General features: G+C 53.8%; 18 protein-coding genes and 1 pseudogene. 11 read left to right on the top strand and 8 right to left on the bottom strand.

From position 1 onward, the window contains the following. The 5 genes and pseudogenes from BLO51_RS19450 to BLO51_RS19430 form a co-directional block, all read left to right on the top strand. A partial coding sequence (locus BLO51_RS19450) for a transposase (RefSeq protein WP_174551278.1) occupies positions 1 to 295 on the top strand: 295 nt, incomplete at its 5' end. 203 nt (positions 296 to 498) lie between these two features. Then, the gene (locus tag BLO51_RS19445) at positions 499 to 1,602 is read left to right on the top strand and encodes a sugar ABC transporter substrate-binding protein (RefSeq protein WP_245719743.1); all 1,104 of its coding nucleotides are present in this window, start codon (positions 499 to 501) and stop codon (positions 1,600 to 1,602) included. 244 nt (positions 1,603 to 1,846) lie between these two features. After that, positions 1,847 to 2,779, top strand: coding sequence for a carbohydrate ABC transporter permease (locus tag BLO51_RS19440; protein ID WP_090674514.1), 933 nt, complete (start codon positions 1,847 to 1,849; stop codon positions 2,777 to 2,779). Positions 2,780 to 2,806: 27 nt separating this feature from the next. After that, positions 2,807 to 3,620, top strand: a pseudogene (locus tag BLO51_RS19435) (carbohydrate ABC transporter permease). Positions 3,621 to 3,657: 37 nt separating this feature from the next. Next, positions 3,658 to 4,656, top strand: a complete 999-nt coding sequence (locus tag BLO51_RS19430; RefSeq protein ID WP_090674512.1) for a zinc-dependent alcohol dehydrogenase — start codon at positions 3,658 to 3,660, stop codon at positions 4,654 to 4,656. A gap of 103 nt (positions 4,657 to 4,759) precedes the next feature. Here BLO51_RS19430 and BLO51_RS19425 read toward each other — a convergent pair whose 3' ends face one another. The 8 genes from BLO51_RS19425 to BLO51_RS19395 form a co-directional block, all read right to left on the bottom strand. Continuing rightward, on the bottom strand, positions 4,760 to 6,061 hold the full coding sequence (locus BLO51_RS19425; RefSeq protein ID WP_090674511.1) for a glycosyl hydrolase family 28-related protein: 1,302 nt from the start codon (positions 6,059 to 6,061) through the stop codon (positions 4,760 to 4,762). A 205-nt stretch (positions 6,062 to 6,266) separates the two neighbouring features. Continuing rightward, on the bottom strand, positions 6,267 to 7,202 hold the full coding sequence (locus BLO51_RS19420) for an MraY family glycosyltransferase (protein ID WP_174551277.1): 936 nt from the start codon (positions 7,200 to 7,202) through the stop codon (positions 6,267 to 6,269). 274 nt (positions 7,203 to 7,476) lie between these two features. Further along, a complete protein-coding gene (locus BLO51_RS19415) occupies positions 7,477 to 8,718 on the bottom strand; it encodes an aKG-HExxH-type peptide beta-hydroxylase (protein ID WP_090674509.1) in 1,242 nt (413 codons plus the stop codon). Between the two features lie 2 nt (positions 8,719 to 8,720). Next, the gene (locus BLO51_RS19410) at positions 8,721 to 10,013 is read right to left on the bottom strand and encodes an MFS transporter (RefSeq protein WP_217266760.1); all 1,293 of its coding nucleotides are present in this window, start codon (positions 10,011 to 10,013) and stop codon (positions 8,721 to 8,723) included. Between the two features lie 5 nt (positions 10,014 to 10,018). Continuing rightward, on the bottom strand, positions 10,019 to 10,570 hold the full coding sequence (locus BLO51_RS19405) for a helix-turn-helix domain-containing protein (protein ID WP_090674506.1): 552 nt from the start codon (positions 10,568 to 10,570) through the stop codon (positions 10,019 to 10,021). Positions 10,571 to 10,587: 17 nt separating this feature from the next. Further along, entirely contained in the window at positions 10,588 to 11,838 is a 1,251-nt protein-coding gene (locus BLO51_RS19400; RefSeq protein ID WP_167670265.1) for a M16 family metallopeptidase, read from the bottom strand. Between the two features lie 116 nt (positions 11,839 to 11,954). Next, positions 11,955 to 12,125 (bottom strand): hypothetical protein, encoded by a 171-nt coding sequence (locus BLO51_RS29345; protein ID WP_167670264.1) that lies wholly within the window; start codon positions 12,123 to 12,125, stop codon positions 11,955 to 11,957. Between the two features lie 128 nt (positions 12,126 to 12,253). Further along, positions 12,254 to 14,200: a RiPP maturation radical SAM C-methyltransferase gene (locus tag BLO51_RS19395; protein ID WP_090674502.1), complete on the bottom strand. Its 1,947-nt coding sequence runs from the start codon at positions 14,198 to 14,200 to the stop codon at positions 12,254 to 12,256. 198 nt (positions 14,201 to 14,398) lie between these two features. On the opposite strand from BLO51_RS19395, the gene BLO51_RS19390 reads away from it, so the two are divergent. From BLO51_RS19390 to BLO51_RS19365, 6 genes are all read left to right on the top strand, one after another. Then, positions 14,399 to 14,545 (top strand): DUF4023 domain-containing protein, encoded by a 147-nt coding sequence (locus BLO51_RS19390; RefSeq protein ID WP_082420707.1) that lies wholly within the window; start codon positions 14,399 to 14,401, stop codon positions 14,543 to 14,545. A 181-nt stretch (positions 14,546 to 14,726) separates the two neighbouring features. Then, the gene (locus BLO51_RS19385) at positions 14,727 to 16,343 is read left to right on the top strand and encodes a glycosyl hydrolase family 18 protein (RefSeq protein WP_090674501.1); all 1,617 of its coding nucleotides are present in this window, start codon (positions 14,727 to 14,729) and stop codon (positions 16,341 to 16,343) included. A gap of 513 nt (positions 16,344 to 16,856) precedes the next feature. Continuing rightward, the gene (gene pckA / locus BLO51_RS19380) at positions 16,857 to 18,440 is read left to right on the top strand and encodes a phosphoenolpyruvate carboxykinase (ATP) (RefSeq protein WP_090674523.1); all 1,584 of its coding nucleotides are present in this window, start codon (positions 16,857 to 16,859) and stop codon (positions 18,438 to 18,440) included. Positions 18,441 to 18,644: 204 nt separating this feature from the next. After that, a complete protein-coding gene (locus BLO51_RS19375; RefSeq protein WP_090674499.1) occupies positions 18,645 to 20,378 on the top strand; it encodes an efflux RND transporter periplasmic adaptor subunit in 1,734 nt (577 codons plus the stop codon). 22 nt (positions 20,379 to 20,400) lie between these two features. Beyond that, positions 20,401 to 21,120: an ABC transporter ATP-binding protein gene (locus BLO51_RS19370; RefSeq protein ID WP_090674497.1), complete on the top strand. Its 720-nt coding sequence runs from the start codon at positions 20,401 to 20,403 to the stop codon at positions 21,118 to 21,120. Continuing rightward, a complete protein-coding gene (locus BLO51_RS19365; protein ID WP_090674495.1) occupies positions 21,117 to 22,295 on the top strand; it encodes an ABC transporter permease in 1,179 nt (392 codons plus the stop codon). The genes BLO51_RS19370 and BLO51_RS19365 overlap by 4 nt, the downstream gene beginning before the upstream one ends. The last annotated feature ends 5 nt before the right edge of the window (positions 22,296 to 22,300 follow it).

The following is a 22,300-nucleotide window of genomic DNA, read 5'->3' as shown; positions in this document are numbered from 1 at the left end:
TCACTATCCAAAGGGCAAAATCGTCATCGTGTTGGATAACGCTCGCATTCATCATGCCAAGTTATTGCAGCCGTTTTTGGAAGAGATGAAAGGCCGACTCGAACTGGTTTTCCTGCCGCCTTACAGTCCGAAATTGAATCTTGTTGAAGGGTTATGGAAATGGCTGAAATCCGATGTAATTAACAATGTGTTCTATCACACGGTGGCCGAAATCCGTAACAATGTTCAGCAGTTTATGGACGAAATCATGAAATCTCGGTGGTCGATCATAGATCGGCTTTGTGTTAGGTTCTAATTCTAATGAATTCATTAGTTCAACTTATATAGATCACAATTGAAATCGCTTTCCCACGAACTGGATCATTATTGGTTCTTAAGACTGAAAGGGGGGGACGGTCCGTCCGGCAATAGAAAGCACTTTCAACAGTCGATGAAAGTCCGGTGAGTCCGAAGTAATGAATTCGTCAGTTCAGTCTACAAGCGAGGAGGGTCTCATCTATGACCAAACGTGTATTATCGATGATGCTGCCGGCTGCGCTTTCGCTCGGCATCTTATTGTCCGGCTGTGGCTCGGATTCGGGCAGCCCTAACAACGCAGCCGCTCCGGGCGGGGCCGGGGATAAGGTGGCCGGAGAAATTACCATATGGGGGCATCCTTATGTCAGCGACAATAAGAAGGAGCAGCTCAAAGCGTTCTGGAACGATACGATCGCCGCGTTCAAGCAGAAGTACCCCGATGTGAAAGTGAACTACGAAGAGATTCCTTGGAAAGGCCGGGGACAAAAAATACTGACCGCGCTCGCCGCCGGTTCCGGACCTGACGTCTTCTATCAGCTTCCGGATCAAGTTCCGCAGTTTGCTGGCAATCAGGCGCTAGAGCCGCTTGACGCCTACGTGAAAGACATCAATACGGACGATTTCAGCAAGGGAGCGTTAGCCGGAGCGACCTATCAAGGCAAGTTGTATGCGCTTCCGATTCTGCAAGAGGTCCAGACGCTAATATATAACCCGGATTTAATCAAGGCGATCGGCGAAGATCCGGCAAAGCTGCCGACGACCTGGGACGAATTCGACCGCTGGGCCGAGAAGGCGAAGGCCAAAGGCCTGTATGCGCGCAATTTCGAAGGCGGCGCGGGCTGCTGTAATGCGACGCTGTACCCCTTGCTGTGGCAGAGCGGCGGCAATGTGTTGGATGACGGCGGCAGCATGATTTTGAATAATGACAAAGGGGTACAGGTGTTCGATAACGGCTGGATTCCGAAGGACTCGATCTCCAGCGACGACCAGTTCCCCGAGTTTTTGTCCGGCAAAATGCTGGCGGTCTGGGGTCAAGGCTCGACACTAACGACACTGAAAGCGCAGAAAAAACCATACGTGATCGGACCGCCGCTGAAAAAGGAAAAGCAGGCGAGCTTCGGCACGGTAGGCATGTTCGTCGTCTCGAAAGCGAGCAAAAATAAAGCCGCTGCCGTGGAATTCGCCAAATTTTTGACGAATACGGATACGGCCAAAGCGTTCAATAAATTGACCGGCTATTTGCCCGTGCGCAAATCGGCGGGCGACATTTATAACGACGACCAAGATATGAAGGAATTTATGTAGTACGCGGATCTCACGATCCCCGGAATCTCCCATCCGGCCGCCCGCGGGTTTATGCCCAAGATTCAAGCGGAGATCGGCGCGATGCTGGAAGGCAAGAAGACGCCGAAGCAAGCGGCCGATGCCGCCGCCGAAGCGCTTAAGCTCGACGCGAAAAGTAATTCCAAAACCAAAGTGGCGGGGAGGGGCAGCGTTTGCCGCCGCCTCTCTCTGCGCTTCGGACCTGCCGGAGGTGACGATTCGCCGTATGGAATCCGTACGAAACTCGCATATCCACCATCGCAGCAGGCTATCCGGCCGGATCATGCAGAGCTGGAGAAAAAACGCCATCATCTACGTTTTCCTGGTGCCGGTGCTGCTGCATTTTCTCATATTTCAATTTGTTCCGCTCGTCTTCAGCTTCGTGCTGACCTTCATGGATTGGCCGATGATCGGCAAACCGTCCTTCGCAGGACTCGGCAACTGGGAACGGTTACTGCAGGATAAGCTGGCCTGGCGGTCGATCTGGAACACCGTGCTGTTTTCGGTCTATTATATCGTGCCGACGATGGCGCTCGGCTGGATTCTGGCGCTGCTCGTTTACTCGAAAGTCAAGCTGGCCGGACTGTTCAAAGGGATGTTCTTCCTTCCGGTCGTCACGTCGTTCGTCATCTTGTCGGGCATCTGGGAATGGCTGTTCAAGGGTACGGACTACGGGGTGATCAACCATCTGCTCAGCTATGTGGGGATCGAATCGCAGCTCTTTTTCTCCGATTCGAAGCAGGCTCTGCCGGTGCTGGCCGCTTTGAGCATTTTCAAAGTGCGCGGCAGCACGATGGTGTATTACTACGCTGGGCTGCAGTCGATTCCGGGACATCTGTACGAAGCGGCGAAGATGGACGGCGCGTCGGGCTGGAAAACGTTCTGGAGCATCACGTTTCCGCTGCTGCTGCCGATTCATTTTTACGTGGCGATCATTACGACCATCGGATCGTTTCAAGTTTTCGACTCCGCGTTCCTACTGACGGGAGGCGGCCCGGATTATGCGACGACGACGATCGTGTATTACTTGTATCAGGAAGGCTTTACGTCGCTGCGCTTTGGCTACGGCAGCGTGCTTGCGTATGTGCTCTTTTTCATCATTTTCACGATCTCGCTTGTGCAGCGCAAATTTCTCGGCAAAGACGTATCCTACCATTAAACTTCGCGGAGAAAGGAGGCGGACGGTATGACGGCTGGGCGAAAAGCGCTGGTCTATATCCCGCTCGTGCTGGCGGGCATCGCGTTCATGTTCCCGTTTGTCGTAATGGTGCTCGGGTCGTTCAAAAAGCTGGATGTGGGGCTCGCCGATCCTTCCTTTTGGATTCCCGACCAGCCGACCTGGTACAACTATAGCTACATTTTCAGCAGCAGCAGCATGATACGTTGGCTGCTCAACTCGATCGTCATTACTTTAGTGCCGGTTGCGACGCAGATGTTTTTTGCCGGGGTGCTCGGGTATATTTTCGCCAAGAAGCAGTTCCGGTTCAAAGAGACGATCTTCTGGTGCTTAATGGCGATGGTCATGATCCCGAATCAAATGCTGATCATTCCGAAATACATCATGTTCAGCAAAATGCACTGGATCAATACGTATTCCGCCATTATTGTGCCGGAGCTGTGGGCGATCATGGGCGTATTTCTGGTGCGGCAGCTCATGCAGACGATTCCCAAGGACTTGGAAGAAGCGGCTTATCTCGACGGGGCCGGGGATTTCAAAATCTTGTTCCAGCTCATGGTGCCGCTGGCCAAGCCGGCGCTGGCGGCCGTCGGAACGTTTGCGTTCATCCAGTGCTGGAACGATTTGTTCACGCCGCTTATTTTCACAACAACCGAGAAAATGTTCCCGCTCACGGTAGGTCTCGCTTCCTTGTTGACCAAGGAGGGCAATTTCGGCTTCGAAATGGCCGGGGCGGTCATCTCGTTCGTGCCGACGTTTTTGATCTTTTTGTTTTTCCAGCGTTACTTTACTTGAAGGCATTACAATGTCCGGCTTAAAATAATTTGGATTTGGTTCGGAAAGAGAGAGGAGAGACCAAGATGAGGGCAGTAGTCGCCATCAACGGAGAGGCGGAGGTTAGACAAGTGCCCGAGCCTATCGTGGAGCCGAATATGCTTCTGGTTCGCACGATATGTTCGGCGATCAGCCCGGGTACCGAGATCGAAATGAAGAAACGGGCCGGCGAGACTCCGGTCTCGCTCGGTTACAGCGCAGTCGGCACGGTGCTCCAAACTGGCGAAGGCGTGACGCATGTGCGCCCGGGCGACCGGGTCGCCTGCTACGGGGCTCCGTACGTGAAGCACGCGGAGCTGCTTGCTGTGCCTAAGGCGCTCGCCATTCCGCTCCCGGACTCCCTATCGGCCGAAGAGGCGGCGTTCGTCGGACTCGGAGCGATTGCGATTCACGGGCTTCGGCAGGCCGAGCTGCAATTCGGAAGCAAAGTCGCCGTGGTCGGGCTGGGCATTCTCGGCCAGCTCACCTGTCAAATTGCGGAAGCGGCGGGATACCGGGTGTACGCGCTGGACTTGCTGGAGGAGCGGTGCTCGATGCTCCGGCGTTCCGGTCTCCAAACGGTGTTTGCTTCCTATGAAGAGCTGGAGGCTTCGCTGCGGGCGGATTATTTGGTCGAAGGCGCGGATACGGTCGTCTTGTGCGCCGGCGGCGGGGGCGCGGAGCTGTTGAACCAGTCGCTGGGCTGGCTGCGGGACCGGGGCCGCATTGTCATCGTGGGGGACATGCATGCGGAATTATCCCGGGAGCTCATGTTCGTCAAGGAAGCGGAGCTGCGCATCTCGCGTGCGGGCGGCCCGGGGCGGTACGACGCCGCTTACGAGCAGGATGGCGTCGATTACCCGATCGGCTTCGTGCGTTGGACGGAAGGGCGCAACATGTACGAATATATCCGTTTGCTTGGCGAACGGAAGATCGACGTCATGCCGCTGATTTCCAAGAAGCTTCCGGTGGACCGAGTAGGGGAGGCGTACGAATGCTACCTGCGCGCACCGAAGGAAACGCTTGGCGTACTGCTAACTTATTGACCTAAACATAGCGAAGCGGGCGGCATGAGCAAAGCCGGTTCCGGGTTCTTCCGAAGAAGAGGCCTGGAGCCGGCTTTGGTGTTATACAGAAGGATTGTTGCGATTATTTGAAGGCTACGCTTTTCCATGCCTCACCGTTCCAGATTTCGAGCATTTCGGTGGTAATATTATAATATTGAACCCCGACTCCCATATGCCCATGATTCGGACGGTTTTCCGTCGATCCCACCGCGTTAAGCGGCGTGAAGCGGATATTAATTTTTCGATCTCCGGCTTTGTTCACAATCTTGTATGTCTTCTCACTAAGGTGACAATGAATGATATGCGTTTCATTGAATACTTCAATGCAGGTCGGATTGGCTTTCTCATACCCTTTGATGATCGAATCTTGAATCATCGTTCGGTAGCCTCCTGCAGAAATGGCGATCTCATTATCCGAGCATGTAAAGGCGCAGCGGTAAAATCCATTAAGCGATTGATTGTCGCCAAAGTCGATCTTTACTTTTGCAAGTCTTCCGGCGACGATGTCGCAATTCCAAAATACGTTTCGGTATCCGCTCTTGATGTGAACTCCGTAACCAGCGGTTGTGCCTCTCTCGATAATGCATTTATTGAACTCGTTTCCGGTGGATTGATTACTGAAGGCATTTTTGCCATAACCGGTAAGGGATTCATCCGAACCAAACAATATCCCAACGTCTCCGGGTTCGTTAATCTCGCAGCGGTAGAAGGCGTTATTGCCGGCTCCGTTAAGCAAGACGATGCCCTGCTTGCAGTGTTCGATGTTGACGGACACGAACGTATTGTTTTGGGAAGTATCCATTCGTATGGCCGGACCGGATACATTTTCGATTTGAACGGCTTGAAATAATCGCTCCACGACGACATAGGCCAGTTCCAGTCCAATTGTCGCAATCTGATTGCCATTGATATACAATCCGGACATTTCTCCGTATCGATTTCCTTTCTGGTCTGTGCCTTGGCTTGCAAATTTAAACATGCTGATAGGGGCTGTCGCTTTAATTTCGGAGGCATGTCCCACGCCGTAAAAGCTCACGTGCAACGGAACGTTGATGGTTTCTTCTATTAGATAGGTTCCGCCTGGGAAAAATACGGCTTTCTTGTTTTGAGCAGCAAAGGCAAAAGCATCGTTTATCGCTTTCGTACTATCTTTGTCCCCGGTGGGGTCGGCTTTGAAAGAAGCATCAGTGACATTTACGAAATTTGTGCTTGGGACATTTAGCGCGGCGGAGTCGTAAACGGCATTGGTCACCGAACTTCCGTAAACTTTGTCAACGCCGCTTAAAAGACTGGCTCCTGCGACGCCGACTCCGAGCGTTCCTAGGGAGGTTAGCAGCTTTCTTCTACTGATTTGTTTATTGTCGTGTCTGTTGTCGTTATTCATGATTTTAACCTCCAAGCTATACAGTATGTATCTATTATACGAATTTCACTGAAGTATAGATACGAATAGCATCTAAAGAATAGTTAATATTAAGAATATTTAAGGTAAAGATGATTTTCGCGCTATAAATAACAAAACAAGCCTTGCAGCAATGATGCGGCAGGCTTGTTTTACGACTCTCCCTATGAACAATAATGACGATGGATTATACCGTAAGCAATAGTAAAATGATCGAGGTTAGGCTAAAGCACGTATTGATCAGGTAAAGAAACAGCACGACTTGCTTCGGATTCAAGCCGCTGCGCAGCAGCCGGTAATGCGCTTGGCTGGCGTCGGCCTGGTAGATCGGCTTGCCGTTCATCATCCGCTTGAACACGACGAACAGGTTGTCGAAAATCGGTACGCCGAGCGCCAGAATCGGAACGAGCAGCGACAGCACGGTCGCGCCTTTGAACGCCCCGTCCAAGGCGATGACGCCGAGCAGAAAGCCGAACAGCGTCGCGCCCGCGTCGCCCATGAACACTTTGGCCGGGGGCTTGTTGTATTTCAAGTAGGCTAGCGCCGCTCCGACCAGGATGATGGCGATCATTGCCGAATCGGACTGTGCCTTGGCCAGCGCGACAACGAACAGCGTGACCGCCGAAATCGCCGATAAGCCGCCGGCCAGCCCGTCCATGCCGTCCGTAAAGTTAATGACGGTCGTCACCCCGAAAATCCACATGACGGTCAGAAAAAATTGCAGCCAGACCGGCAGGATGACATCGCTTCCGGTGAACGGATTGTTGAACCCGTAAAAGATGACGCCGGAGCTGTACACGATGACGGCTGCGGAAAGCTGCACGATCAGCTTCGGCCACGCGGCAAGTTCCTTGCCGTGGGTTTTGTACCAGTCATCCACCATACCGATGATAAGAATCAGCAGCGATCCGGCCAAAATGGCGGCAGACTGCTTCCAATCGTTCCGCACGAAGCACAAGTAAGTGATCACAAACCCGGCGAAGATCGCGAGGCCGGCCGTCAATGGTATCGGTTCTCTATGTATTTTCCTCTCGTTGTCGACTTTGGGCTTGTCCACAAAATCGATGCGAAACGCCAAGCGGCGCAGCGGGGGGATGAGCAGGAATACGATGGTAAATGACATGAGAAACGCTGCCGCGTAAAGAATAAAAATCCCTCCACATTCCGTCAATATTCGATTAGTTATGATTTCCCATTATATCACACGCCTTGACCGAGACAAAGCGTAGTCATCGGTTTATCAGGATTGCGTCAGGCAGTTTCTTTCTTCTTTTATAACTACTACGCCGGGGGCGAGCTGGACGGTAAGCTGGACGAAATAAAATAGGCCTGTGATGCTGGCAGCTTCTTATCAAAGCTGCTGGTCACAGGCCGTTCTTTTGCTCGTCGGATTATTATTAGCCGACCGCCCGTCCAAGCGGGAAGATGGCCGCCAAGCGTTCGTATTCGCCGATTTGCTCGTCAAAGAGTCCTTGTCCAATCGGCGTCCACACCGCATGCGAGCGGAGAACGTCGATCGCCTCGCCCGTTTGACGTAAGACGACGGTTAATCTCCTTCTTACTTCGCTGTGTTTCTCCCCGGAAGCCAGAAGCTGCTCGTACCATAAGGCAATGCGCGCGAATACGAACAAGCCATGGACGATCCCTTTCACCGGACGGGGGTCGTCCCGCCATGGAGACCGGTAGCGCTCCTTTTCCCCATTGCCGATAAGATCGTCCAGCTCGAACAATTGATCCAAACGCGAATGGCCAAATTCATGGATCAAATTTTCCGCCGTCCACATCAGATCATCCCGGTGCGTCAGAAATAGGCCTCCTTGGAAGCAGGAGTGCGTCAGCCCGCCAATGGAATCGCCCTTCAGCAGCGCGATCATGCGGATATGTCCGACCGCCTCCCCGTACATTTTCGGCCAATACTGCTTGATAAGGCTCATGGCTTTGGCGTAATACCATTGCTGTCCAAGCGAGAGAGAGGAAATCAGCTCGAAAGGCGCAGCCTGCTTGCCGTATTCCTGAATCAGCCGGGGCAGCCCTCCGCCGAGGAATTCGTCCATTAGCGGATCGGCTCCTCCGAACATGACGGTCCGCTCGCTCCACACGTCCAGCCGCCTCAGCCACTTAGACTCTCCATAAGCGGTATCCAGCAATTCCGGCAGCGGCACGGCGGCATCAAGGCGATTCGTGCGGAGGCGGACCGTCTGGCCTGCAGTCTCGAGTTCAACCGTGACCTTCGCGTATTCTTTTCCAAGCGCAAGATGGACGGGATGTCCCGGAAAATACAGACTGCCTCCTTCATCGAGCCGAACGCGAAGACGAGGCAAAGCAATCCCTCTGCTCCATAGCGGAATCAGAAAAAAACGGGGGAATTGTTCAAGCAATGTCCGCGCTTCCTCCACCGAAGGCGGGCCGCCTTGAAAGGCGGGAAGCAGCCTTGTGCTCATCCAATAAATGAGCACCGGATGATTCGCCTCGTGCCAGAGCTCCTCGGTCAGCAGTACTTCCAGATCCCCATTTCCATCTTCTTTCGCCGCTTGCCTGCACGCGATCAAATGCTGTTTTAGCGATTCCAGCCGCTTTTTGCTAACGAAGGCGTAGACAAAATCATTTTTCATCTCCGATGGCGCCAAATACTTAAACATGATTACTGTACCTCCTTCACGGCCGAATTGTCGCCGATGATCCGCCCGGGCTTCGGCTCATCCTGCTCCTTGCGTATGCTGCGATTCAGCACCATTGTAACGACCAACAGTACGCCAAACAGTCCCATGATCCCGAAAAATAACCGGACGGGAATCCATGCGAGCAATGCCCCGGTCAACAGCATAGCGAGGGGCCGGGACGATTCCAGAAGCACCTTCATGAGACTGGAAGCTCTTCCGAGCACCTCTTTGGGCACTTTGAGCACAAACAGCGTTTGCAGCGTCACGTTCGCCAGCGGGCTACCCAGACCGGCGACAAAAACGCACAATAACCCCGCGTACAGCCCGTGCACCCAAGTCAACAGCCCTAAGCCGACAAGCATCAAGCCGATGCCCGTGGCCAGCGCGGCGATGCGCCGCCATTTTTTCACCAAGCCGATAAGAAATACGCCGGCGGTAATGCCCACGAAAAACGCGATTTGCAATAGCGCCAGCTCGGACGAATCGTCCACAATGAGCGGAAATAGCAATGTGGTAGGCGCCAGCATAAAGTTGATGAGCACAATATATTGAATCAGGCTTCGCAGCAGAGCGTGGGAAGTAACGGCTACGATGCCTTCCTTGAAGTCCACGACGAAGCTGCGGCGATTCAAGGTCGTGACGCGGGTTTCGGTCAACCGCTCGTTCCGAATGAGCCAAATAAACAGAAATGAAGCGAAGAACGTCGCCGCGTTGAATATAAAAGCATAGGATGTGCCGAAATACAGAAGCCACGCCCCTATCGCCGGAGCGCTCAGGCCAACGACCGTCTGAACAAGCTGCGCCAAGCTTTGCGCCTGCACCATGTGATCCTCGGGCACCAGCGTACGGATGGCCACGACACGCGAAGGGCCGAAGAAAGCGCTGAATGACGATAACAATACCGCCGCGATGATGAGCATGTAAGGCAGAAGCCAGCCGTTCACCCATAGCAGAACCAGAAGAGCAACAATGCTTCCCCTGGCTATATCGCATAGCATCATGATTTTTTTCTTGCTTCCCCGGTCGACGATAACGCCCGCAAACAAGCCAAACAACAGCAGCGGCACTGTTTCTGCGGCAAGCAGAATCGACATCAGAAGGGCGCTGCCGGTAAGAGTTTTCATTAGCCAAATGAGAGCGATAGCATAGACGCCATCGCCGATGGCTGACACAATCTGGGACAACAGCAGGAGCCGGTAGTTGGGAAGCGCCAGCAAGCTCCGGTAAGAGGGCTGATTGCTCGAATCCTCTTTCGCATGTTCATTGGAAACCAAACGGATCAATTCCTTTCATCCAGGTTAAGGCTCGGCGTCGGACCATGAAATAAAGAAACTGCCATGGTATACCATCTGCAATCCGGGTCGTCGGAAACCAGATTCTCGTCATCGAATTCCGCCTGCAGCTGCCGCAGCCGCTCCATGTATTCCCGAGCTCTTTCCGGAGGAATCTTCGCGTGGACCATGCCCAGGTGAAACGAATCCTGGTTATTTAAGTTGACTATCAAGTTCGATTTCATCGTATCGAGCATATATAAAATGGCGGATACTTTATCCGCCTCGCTGTTATCCCGTCCGAAAAACAGATGAAACGTGTTTGCGTTGGAGGTGTAACATTTTTCGACTACGGAGCCGTTCACCTTTTCGGAATGCAAAGCTATAAAATCTTGTTTCAGCATCGTATCGAGGATATAATTGATCTTCGCCCGGGAAAAACCGAGACGGTCCGACAATTCGCCGGCCGTTGCCGGTGCTTCCATCAAATTCAGAAACACTTCCATTCCGCGGTCTTTGATGAGCCTTTCGGTAAGTTCCGAATTTTGCGTTGTTTTCATGCGGGTTGAAACCTCCTTCAGAGTAACATGGCTAATTCTTCAGAACTGGCTCCAATGGCTGACAACGCCATACGGCTTTCCGTAAACAGATCCCGAGCGAATGTCTTCAACTCCTCCGCGGTCAACGCTTCAATCTCCACTTTCTCCAGATCGACAAAAAAATCTTTGTTAAGCAGCGCATACCGGCCCGTAATTTGCAAGTGCTTTGCATCATTCCCGGGAATTTGCATGAGATTAGTTATCCTTGCCGCTTTCGCCCGCTGCAATTCTTCCTCTCCGACCTCTTCGGTTCGCAATTCCTCCAAAATGGAGCGGATCACTTTGTATACTTCCGCCAACTGATCCTTGCGGCAGTTGACGTTGATCGTCAAGTATCCGCTAAGCGCATAGCTCTGCGCGTAGGCATACACAATATAGGCCAGCTCCTGCTTCTCCCGCAGCTCCACATGCAGCCGCGACTTCAGTCCGGTACCGAGAATGTAAGAAAGCATGCTCATCGCCTGCCGCTCGTGAGAATGAAACGGAGCTCCGACAAAGGAAATGCTTAAGTCGACCCGCGAATGACCGGTCGGGAGACCGACAACGCTCGGTTCGATTTCAATCAGCACATCTTTCTGACGCCCATCGTGCTTCCATTTCCGGAAATAAGAACCTATTTTGTAAATAACCTCTTCCGGCTCTACGCTCCCCTGCACGATAAGCTGGGTATTATTCGGTATGTAATACTGATGTATACGTTCCTCGAGCTGGTTGAATGTAAACTTCCTGATGTTTTCAAGGCTGCCGATCACGAATTGGCCGAGGGAGCGGTTGCCCCAGAGCGCTTGCTCTACCAGTTCTTCCTTGACTTTGCCGGAAGAAAAATACATTTCAGCTTCATGCAAAATAATGGCGCGTTCATGCTCCATACTTTTTTCACTTACATTGTAATTCATCATGATTTGACTAAGCGTCTCGATCATGAGCGGCATGTGCTCCCTTTGCGCCGACAAGGTGCACCGGGTCATTTCCTTGCCTGTGAACGCCTCGTACAAAGCGCCGTTATCCATTAAATTCCCAAGAAGGGAACGGACATAAGGGCTCATATTCGCATAATTAAACGCAATATGCTCAATGAAATGGGAAATTCCGTTGACGTGATTTTCTTCATCCTTTACGCCGTGATTAATAAATAAGCCAATATTCAACGTCCTGGCGTGTGGAATTTTGCGAATGGTGACTTGAAGACAATTTTCAAAGACGGCCTTCGTTACAAGTTCGGAGAACATCTGACCTAACTCCACCCCTTTCCGACGATCTGCTGCTTGCTTTATTGCGGGCCCGCCCATCATAGGGAGAAAGAGCGGCCAGCCGCCTGCCGGCGGCTGACCGCTCCTGCCATGTTCTAGAAGGATACGGAAACGCTAACCTGTACGCCTTGTTCCCCGACTTGATTGGTCTCGGTCGTCTGCATAATCGCTTTAGCCAGCTCCGCGTTACTGATGACGACTTCACCGTTTTCGTTAACCGTAAATGCATCGGGATTCAATTGCAGTTGCTTTTTTTCATTTGCCATTTCGTTCACTCCTTCATCAAATTTAGAAACGCAATGAAAAGACAGACGACGCTACTCGTGCTCCGCTCTCGACCTCCTGTCGGTTTAAACTATTCGCACAATGTATGATGTAAACAAGATCATGAAGACTATGAACTTGTACGAACAACAGCCTGCGGTACGGGGCTCGTGATGTCCATCAGACGCTGCAATCCCGCTTTTTTCGGGGAGTAGTTCCCAAGAGGAATGGCCAGACTCAAAAAGACGTCGCCTTCGGTTAACATCCAACTCCTGCGAACGAACTTCATCAAACATTGATGAACGTCCTCTTTGCTGACATCCATACCCTTTTCTTTAAGGCGGATGGTCACATTCAGACTGGAAATCATATTGTCGCATTCCAGATATACAGCGGTCTCAAACGGAGACAGCAGCGTGGTCGACTGAAGGGCCACCGATCGGGTGTCGACCAGAATCAGGCTTCCTTCTTTCATCACGGAGAAAAACTCGCTCTGCTGGTATTCGGACTGCCATTTCCGGATAGCTTGAGTAATACGCTTTGTGTAGACAGCTGGATGTTGTTCATGGACATAGTCAAAGTCGAAATGATAGGCAATATTCATGCGGTCTTGTGAGGACAAAGAAGGGTAAATGAGTTCGTAAGAACGTAAGGGACGAATATTATGAATCCCGTATTGGTTTGCCGAGGTGTAGTAAGGACTGAAGCGGTCGAGCCGGATCGGGCTGACGCTGCCTGGTGGCATGAGATGGGTCAGGCTGGGAATAAGGTAGGAAGTCTCATCATACTCTTGCGCATTCTCACCGGGAAAACCGTATAGGAAATTCCACAATGGGGTGATTGAAAATTCTGCGCACCATTTGAGCAGCCGTACATTCTGAAGCATGCTCACTCCCTTCCTCATCAGCTTGAGCACGGAAGTGATAACGCTTTCAATACCGGGTTGAACGTAGTGGAAGCCTGCCTGTTGAAAGAGCTGGATCTGTTCTTTGGTCAGATTCGCTTTCGTTTCGTAGAACATATCCAAATCCAGATTCCGGTCTCTGATTTCCGGAAGCAGCGTTTTGAAATAGTTCATGTCGATGATATTGTCCACGGCGGTCATCTTGTTCGTGTGAGCCTGGTACCGTTCCCGCAAGTACAAAATTTCCTCCAGCGCTCGCTCGGCGGACTTGCTGCGGAATTTCAAGGTGGAGCCGTTCAATCCGCAAAACAGGCAATGGGATTTCTGCCCCCACCAGCATCCGCGCGAAGCTTCGAACAGCAGACGCCTCTTTCGCTCGCTCTCGGGCAAGTCGAAGGATTCAAATTGCTCAAAATAGTCGTCGTAGTCGGGGTAAGGAAGGGAATCCATGTCATGAACAGGCACCGCCGAGGACGGTTCCGGGGGAAGCGCCGCACCGAAGTCGGCGCGCAGCGTAATGCCGGGCACCCGGCAAAGAGAAGGGTCACGCTTCTCCCTCAGTGCTTCGATAAATGCAATAAACGAATTGTCGCCTTCGCCTGAACAGACCGCATCCACAAAGTCGTAGGCGTTTAATGTGCCGAGTCCCATAGGCCCTTCCACGTTAGCTCCGCCGAAAATAATAAATTTATCGGGAAATCTCCTTTTCAGACGTCTGGCGAGACTAAGCGCAGCCGTATTTTGCTGAAACACGGTAGTAAATCCGATGACATCATACTTGTGCCAATCGTATTTTTCGACAGCTTGTTCAAGAAAAGCTTCCACACGGCTGCGTATATCCAACAGTCTTTTGAAGGAGCGGTCTGGGGCATCCGGCTTTCTGCGAGCATGAGGGAAGGTTGTAAGAAGATAGTCGCGGTACTCGTCAAAGTTGTCGATGTCGAACAGGGACTGGGTGAATATCCAATCTCCCGCCAGCGCATTGGTCGGGTAGGAAGTATATTCGGAGAGGTGATCATAGGCTTCCAACCCGATGATCGAAGCGAATTCAAGATTCAAATAAAGGCTTTGACATGCGATCCCCCGCTTCTCAAGCGCGGATTGAAGAAGGCCAATTCCGATTGAAGGTCTGTACACGGATGCGAAAGGCATATTAATAAGAACAATTCGCATAGGTCTCACCTGACTTTTACATTATTTACTTTTTACTAAATTGAAACCTATATTATGTTATTTTCTAATGTTGAGAATTATCATAACCCTTATTGTAAACGCTGTCAATAATGTTTTTTAGTGTTAATGGCTGGCGTTTGCCCCATATTTTCCGGCGGCAAGGGCATAATAGCGATGACGAAAGGAGGGATCGCACAGATGAGAGACGACTTGGCCGGCGATACGGAAGCCTGGCTGGACAAGCTGCACGAAACGCAGGAGAAGGATGAGAAAAACCGGGAGCATCAAGGGAAAGGCCATCCCGGGAAGCAGCTGCCGACAAAGCGGAAAAGCAACCAAGACTGATTCCGTACCTGAAAGCCCGCCGGAAGCAACGCTCCGTCGGGCTTTGCGCTGTCGCAGCGTATGATAAGGACGTCAGCTTAGTGTCAGTCAGTTGTCAGATGGTTGTCAGCCGGTACGAGCGCAACCTCCTCTCTCTTCGTGGCGTATAACTTTACGCTACCATGAGAGAGGGGAAGACGGAATGATGAAGAAAATGGCGCTGCTTGCGGCAGGCCTGCTGCTCGCGGCTGCAGGAAAGGCCTCCGCTTACGAGGCGCAGTTGAAGCCGTTCGCGGATCTGGCGCCCAAGGACTGGTCCGAGGACGCCGTATACTCCTTGTCGGCGCTCGGGGTGATCGAGGGCTACGAAGACCTGACGTACCGCCCAAACGATTCGTTGTCCCGGGAAGCGTTCGTCAAGCTGCTCGTGAACGCGGCGCGTCCGGATGCCGGGAAGGTTCCGAGCGAAGCGGGCGCGAAGCTGACGGATGTGCCGGCGGAGCGATGGTCTTATCCTTACATTACTGCGGCGCTGAATAAGCAGTGGATCGATTTTATGCCGGATACGTCGGGTGCGCTCCGTCCGGAACTTGCGGTGAAGCGGGAGGAAGTGGCCGCCGCCATCGGAAAATATTTGCTGAGCCTGGAAACGTCCGATGTCGCGAAGCGCTGGACGGAAGGCGAATGGACGAAGGAGCGGGAGCTGCGACGCTTTTCCGATCATGGGTCCATAAGTCAGAGCTTGGCGCCTTACGTTTATTTTGCCGTCCGTCAAGGGATCATGGAAGGGGACGCGAGCGGGTTTCGTCCCGCAAGCTCTTTGACGCGCAAGGAAGCTGCCGCGACGATTTACCGGCTGCTGAATGCCGGAATCGCGCAGCGAAAGCTTGAAGTGACCGGCTTCTATGCGATCCGTTCGTACCCCGCCATCCAGCGGATGCCGCTGCTCGATCGCGTCGCGTTCGGCTGGTCCCGTTTATCCTACGAGGGCGGCGGAAGCGCGAAGCTGGATACGAAGTCGACGGAGTACCGGTTTCCGGACGGTTGGCAGGAGCCGGTCGATGCCGCCGCTCGGGCGAAGCTCGGCAAGGAGCTGATGATCTTCGCGACCGAGCCGCGCGACCGCGTGCAGGAGTTTCTCCGGGATGCCGCGGCGAGGAAAAGCTTCGTCGAATCGCTGAAATCCGTGCTGTCCGAGACGGGAGAGGCGTTCGCGGGAATTTGCCTCGACCTGGAGGGGCTGAAGGAAGCAGACGCTGCTGCGGACTATGTGGCGTTTTTGCGTGAAGTGAAGGCGGGCCTCGGGAGCAAAACGTTAACGGTAGCCGTGCCGCCGACGTACTACTATAAAGGGTACGACCTGCGAGGAATCGGCGAGGTCGCGGATAGTATCATTTTGATGGCTTACGACTTCACCCATCAAGATTCCGGGCTGCCTTCGGCGCCGCTGCCGCTGGTCAGCGATACGGTGAAGCAAGCGCTCCTCTCCGTTCCTAAAGAGAAGCTGGTGCTGGGCATCTCGAAACAGGCGAATCAGTGGGTTACGACGGGAGGGAAGGTTGCGCTGGCGCAGCCGGATATCGCGGAGGTGGAGAAGCGGATGGCTTCCCCGGGCATTGCATTGAACCGCACTTATCCTTATTTTCTGAAGCAAATCGCTTTTCAAGACGAGCGCGGCAGCCATACGATCTACTACGAGGATGCAGACAGCATCGCCAAGAAGCTGTGGCTGGCCAAGTATTACGGACTCAAAGGCGTCTCGCTGTGGCATATGGGGAATGTGACCGCATCCGATTGGGATACGATAGCGAAGCGCTAAGACGCAATAAGGCAAAAGGCTGCACGCCTGACGGACAGATCGTCGGGCGGCAGCCTTTTTGGCTTGCGCGGGGCTAGAGCCGAGCTAGAGCCGAGCTAGAGCCGAGCCGGGGGCCGCTCTTCTTTTTGCTTTTTACTCACATTCCGCACCCTTGTTTATTTATTCAAAGGATTTTTATTTTTATGCAAAATTTTTACTTTAGTTAGGCTTTAAACAATACATTTCCTGTTATTAAACCCCATAATTGGATTGATTTTAGATGAAAAAATGCTTGAAAATTAATGTATTTCGAATTTCCACGAAGGGTGCGGAATGTGAGTTTTTAATAAAGTGAGAGGGTTTACCGTCGTTTCGGAGAAATCCTCTTTTTTTAATAATACCTATAAGTTTAGTTATGTTGCGGAATTATTAATAAAAACCGTGAACTTTATGATCAATTAGTATACAATATACAAATAAATAGTGTACAATAAATAAGGAATGACATGAAGATAGAAAGGGTTGGGGCATTTCATGAAAACGTCGGAGTACAGCTTCGATACTGCGGCGCTTCTGGCCGGGGGGAACGTTCATTATAATTTGCCGGTTCCGGTTTTGGTTCAAGTCGCGTTGAAGCGGCAGGAGGGGGAGCTGGCATCCAGCGGGGCGCTGCGGGCCTTCACCGGAAAATTTACGGGCCGTTCGCCCAAGGACAAATATATCGTGCAGGAGACTTCCGTCGACGGGCACATCGCTTGGGGAGCCGTCAACCAGCCGATGGCGGAGCAGCACTTCGATCGTTTAATAGCCAAAGCCGCACAATATATGAAGGAACGCGACCTGTACGTGTTTGACGGCTACGCCGGTGCTGACGAAGAATACCGGCTGCCGATTCGCGTCGTGAACGAATATGCATGGCACAATCTGTTCGTTCGCCAGCTGTTTATTCGCCCGACGGCGGAGGAATTGAAGGAGCACCGCGCGGAATTTACGGTAATTGCGCTGCCCGGCTTGCAGGCCGATCCTGCCATAGACGGGACGAAATCCGGCACGTTCATCGCCGTTTCGCTGGAGAAGCGCATCGTACTGATCGGCGGCACGGAATATGCGGGCGAGATGAAGAAGTCGATCTTCAGCGTGCTGAACTATTTGCTGCCTTTCCACGGTGTGTTTCCGATGCACTGCTCGGCCAACGTCGGAGAAAAGGGCGATGTGGCGCTGTTCTTCGGACTGTCCGGCACGGGCAAAACAACGCTGTCCGCCGACCCGAACCGCCGCTTGATCGGCGACGACGAGCATGGGTGGTCGGACCGCGGCGTGTTTAACTTCGAGGGCGGCTGCTACGCCAAGTGCATCGGGCTTACCGAAGAGAAGGAGCCGCAAATTTGGAATGCGATCCGGTTCGGAGCCGTGCTGGAAAATGTGGTGCTGCGGCCGGGCACACAGGAAGCGGATTACCATGACGGTTCCTGTACGGAAAATACGCGGGCCGCTTACCCGCTTGAATCGATTGCGAATGCGGTGATCCCCGGTACGGCGGGGCATCCGGAGGCCATCGTTTTCCTGACGGCCGACGCGTTTGGGGTGCTGCCTCCGATTGCGAAGCTGACGAAGGAGCAGGTGATGTATCATTTTCTGTCCGGCTATACGTCGAAGCTAGCCGGGACGGAGCGTGGCGTGACGGAGCCGGAAGCGACGTTCTCCACTTGCTTCGGGTCGCCCTTCCTGCCGCTGAGACCGAGCGTTTACGCCGAGATGCTGGGACGCAAGATCGACCGGCACGAAGCCCGCGTCTACCTGGTAAACACCGGCTGGTCCGGAGGACCTTACGGGGTGGGCAAGCGGATGAATTTGGCGTACACCCGCGCGATGGTCACGGCCGCCTTGGAAGGCACGCTGGAGCAAGCGGAGTTTACCCCGGACCCGGTATTCGGCGTGCTGGTACCAAGCCGCGTTCCCGGCGTGTCGGATGAAGTGCTACAGCCGCGCAGCACGTGGGAAGACAAACAAGCTTACGACGCCAAAGCCCGGGAGCTTGCCGAACGGTTCGTCAGCAACTTCGGGAAGTTTGCGGATGCGCCTGAGGCGGTTCGCGCCGCCGGTCCTCGTTTGAGTTAAAGCTGAATTTTGAATACACCAGCACCAGCCTGCATCAACGATTTTGTCGTTGCTGCGGGCTTTTTGGCGTTCCTTCTTAGCAGCATCGGGCAGCCGCTCTCACTTTAAGTTGGGATTAAGCGACATTTCACTTTTTTTTCACAAACGGTTGCTACATTGAAAGGGGTAAACCAAGCTACATCGATTTAGAAAGGAGATACGCGGATGGCGTGGCTGCGCTACAAAAAATGGATCATCGGCATCCTTGGCCTCTTGGTGGTCGGAGCCGGAACGTATGTGGTTTTGCAACAAAAACCGAAAAAGTCGGCCGCCAGCGTACAGGACAAGACGGTTGAGGTCAAAAAAGGGGAAATCCGGTCAACGGTATCCGGCACTTCCCAGTTCGAGGCAAGGGACATGCAGAACATTATCGCTCCTGCGGACGGTACGATCAAGACGATGAACCTGACCCGGAACCAGCCGGTGAAAAAAGGGGACGTGCTGGTGGAAATCGCCGATCCGACGCTCGAAACGAACCTGCAGGAGGCGCAAACGAGCCTTCGGCAGATGGAAAATGATTTGAACGATCTGCGGACCCAGCAGGGGAATATGCGGATTACCGCCCCGATCAGCGGCAAGCTGACGTTGCCCGGCAATCTGGACACAGGATCGAACACGACCAAATCGAGCCGTGTGGGCACGATTGCGGACTTGTCCTCGCTCACGGCGAAGCTGCCGTTTTTGCTGGAGGATGCGGCGCAGCTGAAGAAGGGCGACATGCTCGATCTGGCTCCCGACGGCTTCCTGTTGACGAAGACGGGAACGATCACGTCGGTAGGGACATTAACAAGAGCGGACAGCTCCGGCGGCAAGCTGGTCGATGTCGAAGTGGCCGTAGCGAACGACGGGACGCTGGATGCCGGGATGAAAGTGAAAGGGACGGCATCGATCGGTGGACGCAGCGTCGACTCGCAGGAGAAGGGAACGCTCGAATACATAAAAACCGAAACGGTGTTCGCTGGGGCGAACGGCAGCATCCGCGAACTGAAGGTAAAGTCGGGAAGCCATGTGGACAAAGGCGAGCTGCTCGCCGTGATCGGCAGCGATACGCTGCCCGGCGATATTTTAAACAAGCAGTCGGCGATCGAGCGCCAGAAGGCGACGATTGCCAGCCTGGAAGACAAGATAAACAAGCTGACGCTCAAGGCGCCTTTTGACGGGGTATTTTCCACCGATTTTGCCAACAAGAAAACGAATGTGCTGGCGAGTTATCCGGTAGGGGCCAAAGTCGAAGGGACGACTTTGTTCGGAGCGGTGGCGAGCCTTGATTTCATGCAGCTTCCCATTCAGGTCGACGAGCTCGATCTGCCGAACGTGAAGAGCAGCATGAAGGCGGAAGTGACCGTCGATTCGCTACCGGGGCGCAAATTCGAAGGAGAAGTGGCCCAGGTGTCCACAGTCGGAACGACGACCAACGGAGTGACGTTCTACGACGCCGTCGTGGCGGTCAAAAATACGGGCGACCTGCGCTACGGCATGACGGGAACGGCGAACATTTTGATCCAGGACAAAAAGAACATTCTCGTCCTGCCGATGGAGGCGCTCCAGCAGCAAAAAGGCAAACGGCTCGTTACCGTGGAACGGGCGGGCGGCACGCGGGAGGAGAAGGAGATCAAGATCGGCATCCGCAGCAAAACCGATGTGGAGATTACCGAAGGGCTCAAGGAAGGCGACAAAGTCGTCGTGCCCGTGCGGCAGCAGCGGCAAAATTTAAGCCAGACCGAGATCGACAGGCTGCGCCAGCAGTTCCAGGGCGGCCAAGGCGGCGGATTTCCGGGCGGCGGCACATTCCAGATTGCCCCGGGCGGAGGCGGTGCAGGAGGCGCAGGCGGCTCAGGAGGTGGGAATACCGGCGGCGGGAACCGCTCTAACGGAGGCGGCGGTCAGGGCGGCAGATAACGGCGAAAGGAGGAATCCCGGCATGGAACCGATGATTGAGCTAAAGCACATTATAAAGGAATACGAACGGGGCGCGGAAAAGCTGCGCATATTGAACGACCTGTCGCTCACGGTGGAGCGGGGGGACTTCGTTGCCATCGTCGGGCCGAGCGGCTCCGGGAAGTCGACCCTGATGAACACGATCGGCTTGCTGGACGTGCCGACCTCCGGCTCTTACAAGCTGGACGGCGTAGCTACCGAGAAGATGACGGACAACCAGCTCGCAGAGCTGCGGAATAAAAAAATCGGATTTATTTTTCAACAGTTCAATCTGCTTCCGAAACTGACAGCGCTGGAAAATGTGGAACTGCCCTTGCTTTACTCGGGCGTGCAGGCCAAGAAGCGCCGCGAAACGGCGTCCCGGATGCTGGAGCTGCTGGGGATGGGCCAACGCGGCCACCATAAACCGAGCGAGCTGTCCGGGGGACAGCAGCAGCGGGTGGCGATTGCGCGCGCGCTGGCGGTGTCGCCGTCGCTGATGCTGGCCGACGAGCCGACGGGAGCACTGGATTCCAAGACCGGCAAGGAAGTGCTGGAGCTGATTATCCGGCTCAACGAGCAGGGCAATACCATCGTTCTGATCACGCACGATTTGCATATCGCCGAGAACGCCAAACGCGTGGTGTCGATCCGGGACGGCTTGATCGTCCGTGACGAGCGACTGGCGGAAATTCCGGCCGGAGCGGCGGGTGTAACGGCATGAGAACGACGGAACTGATCACCATGGCGTTGCGAACAGTGCTTTCCAATCCGATGCGCACCATGCTCACCATGCTCGGCGTGATTATCGGCGTCAGCTCCGTCGTCACGCTCGTTGCGATCGGACGGGGCACGTCCGACCAGATCGAGAAGCAGTACGAGAATCTGGGCACGAATATGCTCGTCGTCAACGTGCTGGGGACGGGGCGGGCGCAGCAGCTCGATTACAACGATCTGATGCAGTTGGAGCAGCTGCCGGAGTTTTTCTCGATCGCCCCGACGATCAATAAAGCGAGCTCCAATATCAAGTACGATCGGACGCAGGAGAAATATACGGTGACCGGCACGAACAACCGGTACTTGGACATTATGAAAGGGCAGCTTGAGACCGGACGCTTTATCGTCGATGCCGATCTCGAATTCCGCAACCCGGTTGCCGTGCTTGGCAGCGAGGTGTCGAAAACGTATTTCGGCACGCTCGATCCGACCGGCGAGCAGGTCAACATCGACGGCGTCGTCTTCACGGTGGTCGGCAAGCTGAAAAGCAAGGGCACCGGAGCGGGCGGCACATCGATGGACAGCGCGGTATTCGTCCCGCTCACGACGGCGCAGCGCGCTTTCAAGCTCGGCAATATCCGGACGACCTATGTCGATACACCGACGAAGGAAGACATCTACAAAGCGCAGGATACGATGAAGCAGTATTTGACCTATAAATTCAAAAGCGACCAAGGCTTCAATCTCATCAATCAGGATGAGCTGATGAACGCGCGGGTCGCCGCATCGAGCACGCTGACGAATCAGTTGATCAGTGTGGCCTGCATCTCGCTGCTGGTCGGCGGCATCGGCATTATGAACATTATGCTGGTCACGGTCAGCGAGCGGACGCGGGAAATCGGCATCCGCAAGTCGATCGGGGCGAAGCGGCGCAACATTCTGATGCAGTTCCTCGTCGAGGCGACGGTCATCAGCGGCATCGGCGGCCTCATCGGGCTGCTGTTTGGCAGCGGTCTGGCGCTTGTCTGGCCGATGATCAATCCGAACCAGACGACAAAGCTGTCGATGGATATCGGCTTGTATGCGTTCCTGTTCTCCGTGCTTGTTGGCGTCGTGTTCGGCTTGTACCCGGCGAACAAAGCGTCCAAGCTTCGTCCGATCGACGCGCTCCGCTTCGATTAATCTTG

The organism is Paenibacillus tianmuensis, assembly GCF_900100345.1.
In the GTDB taxonomy this organism is placed as follows: Bacteria; Bacillota; Bacilli; order Paenibacillales; family NBRC-103111; genus Paenibacillus_G; species Paenibacillus_G tianmuensis.
This window is presented reverse-complemented; position numbering and strand designations above follow the sequence as displayed.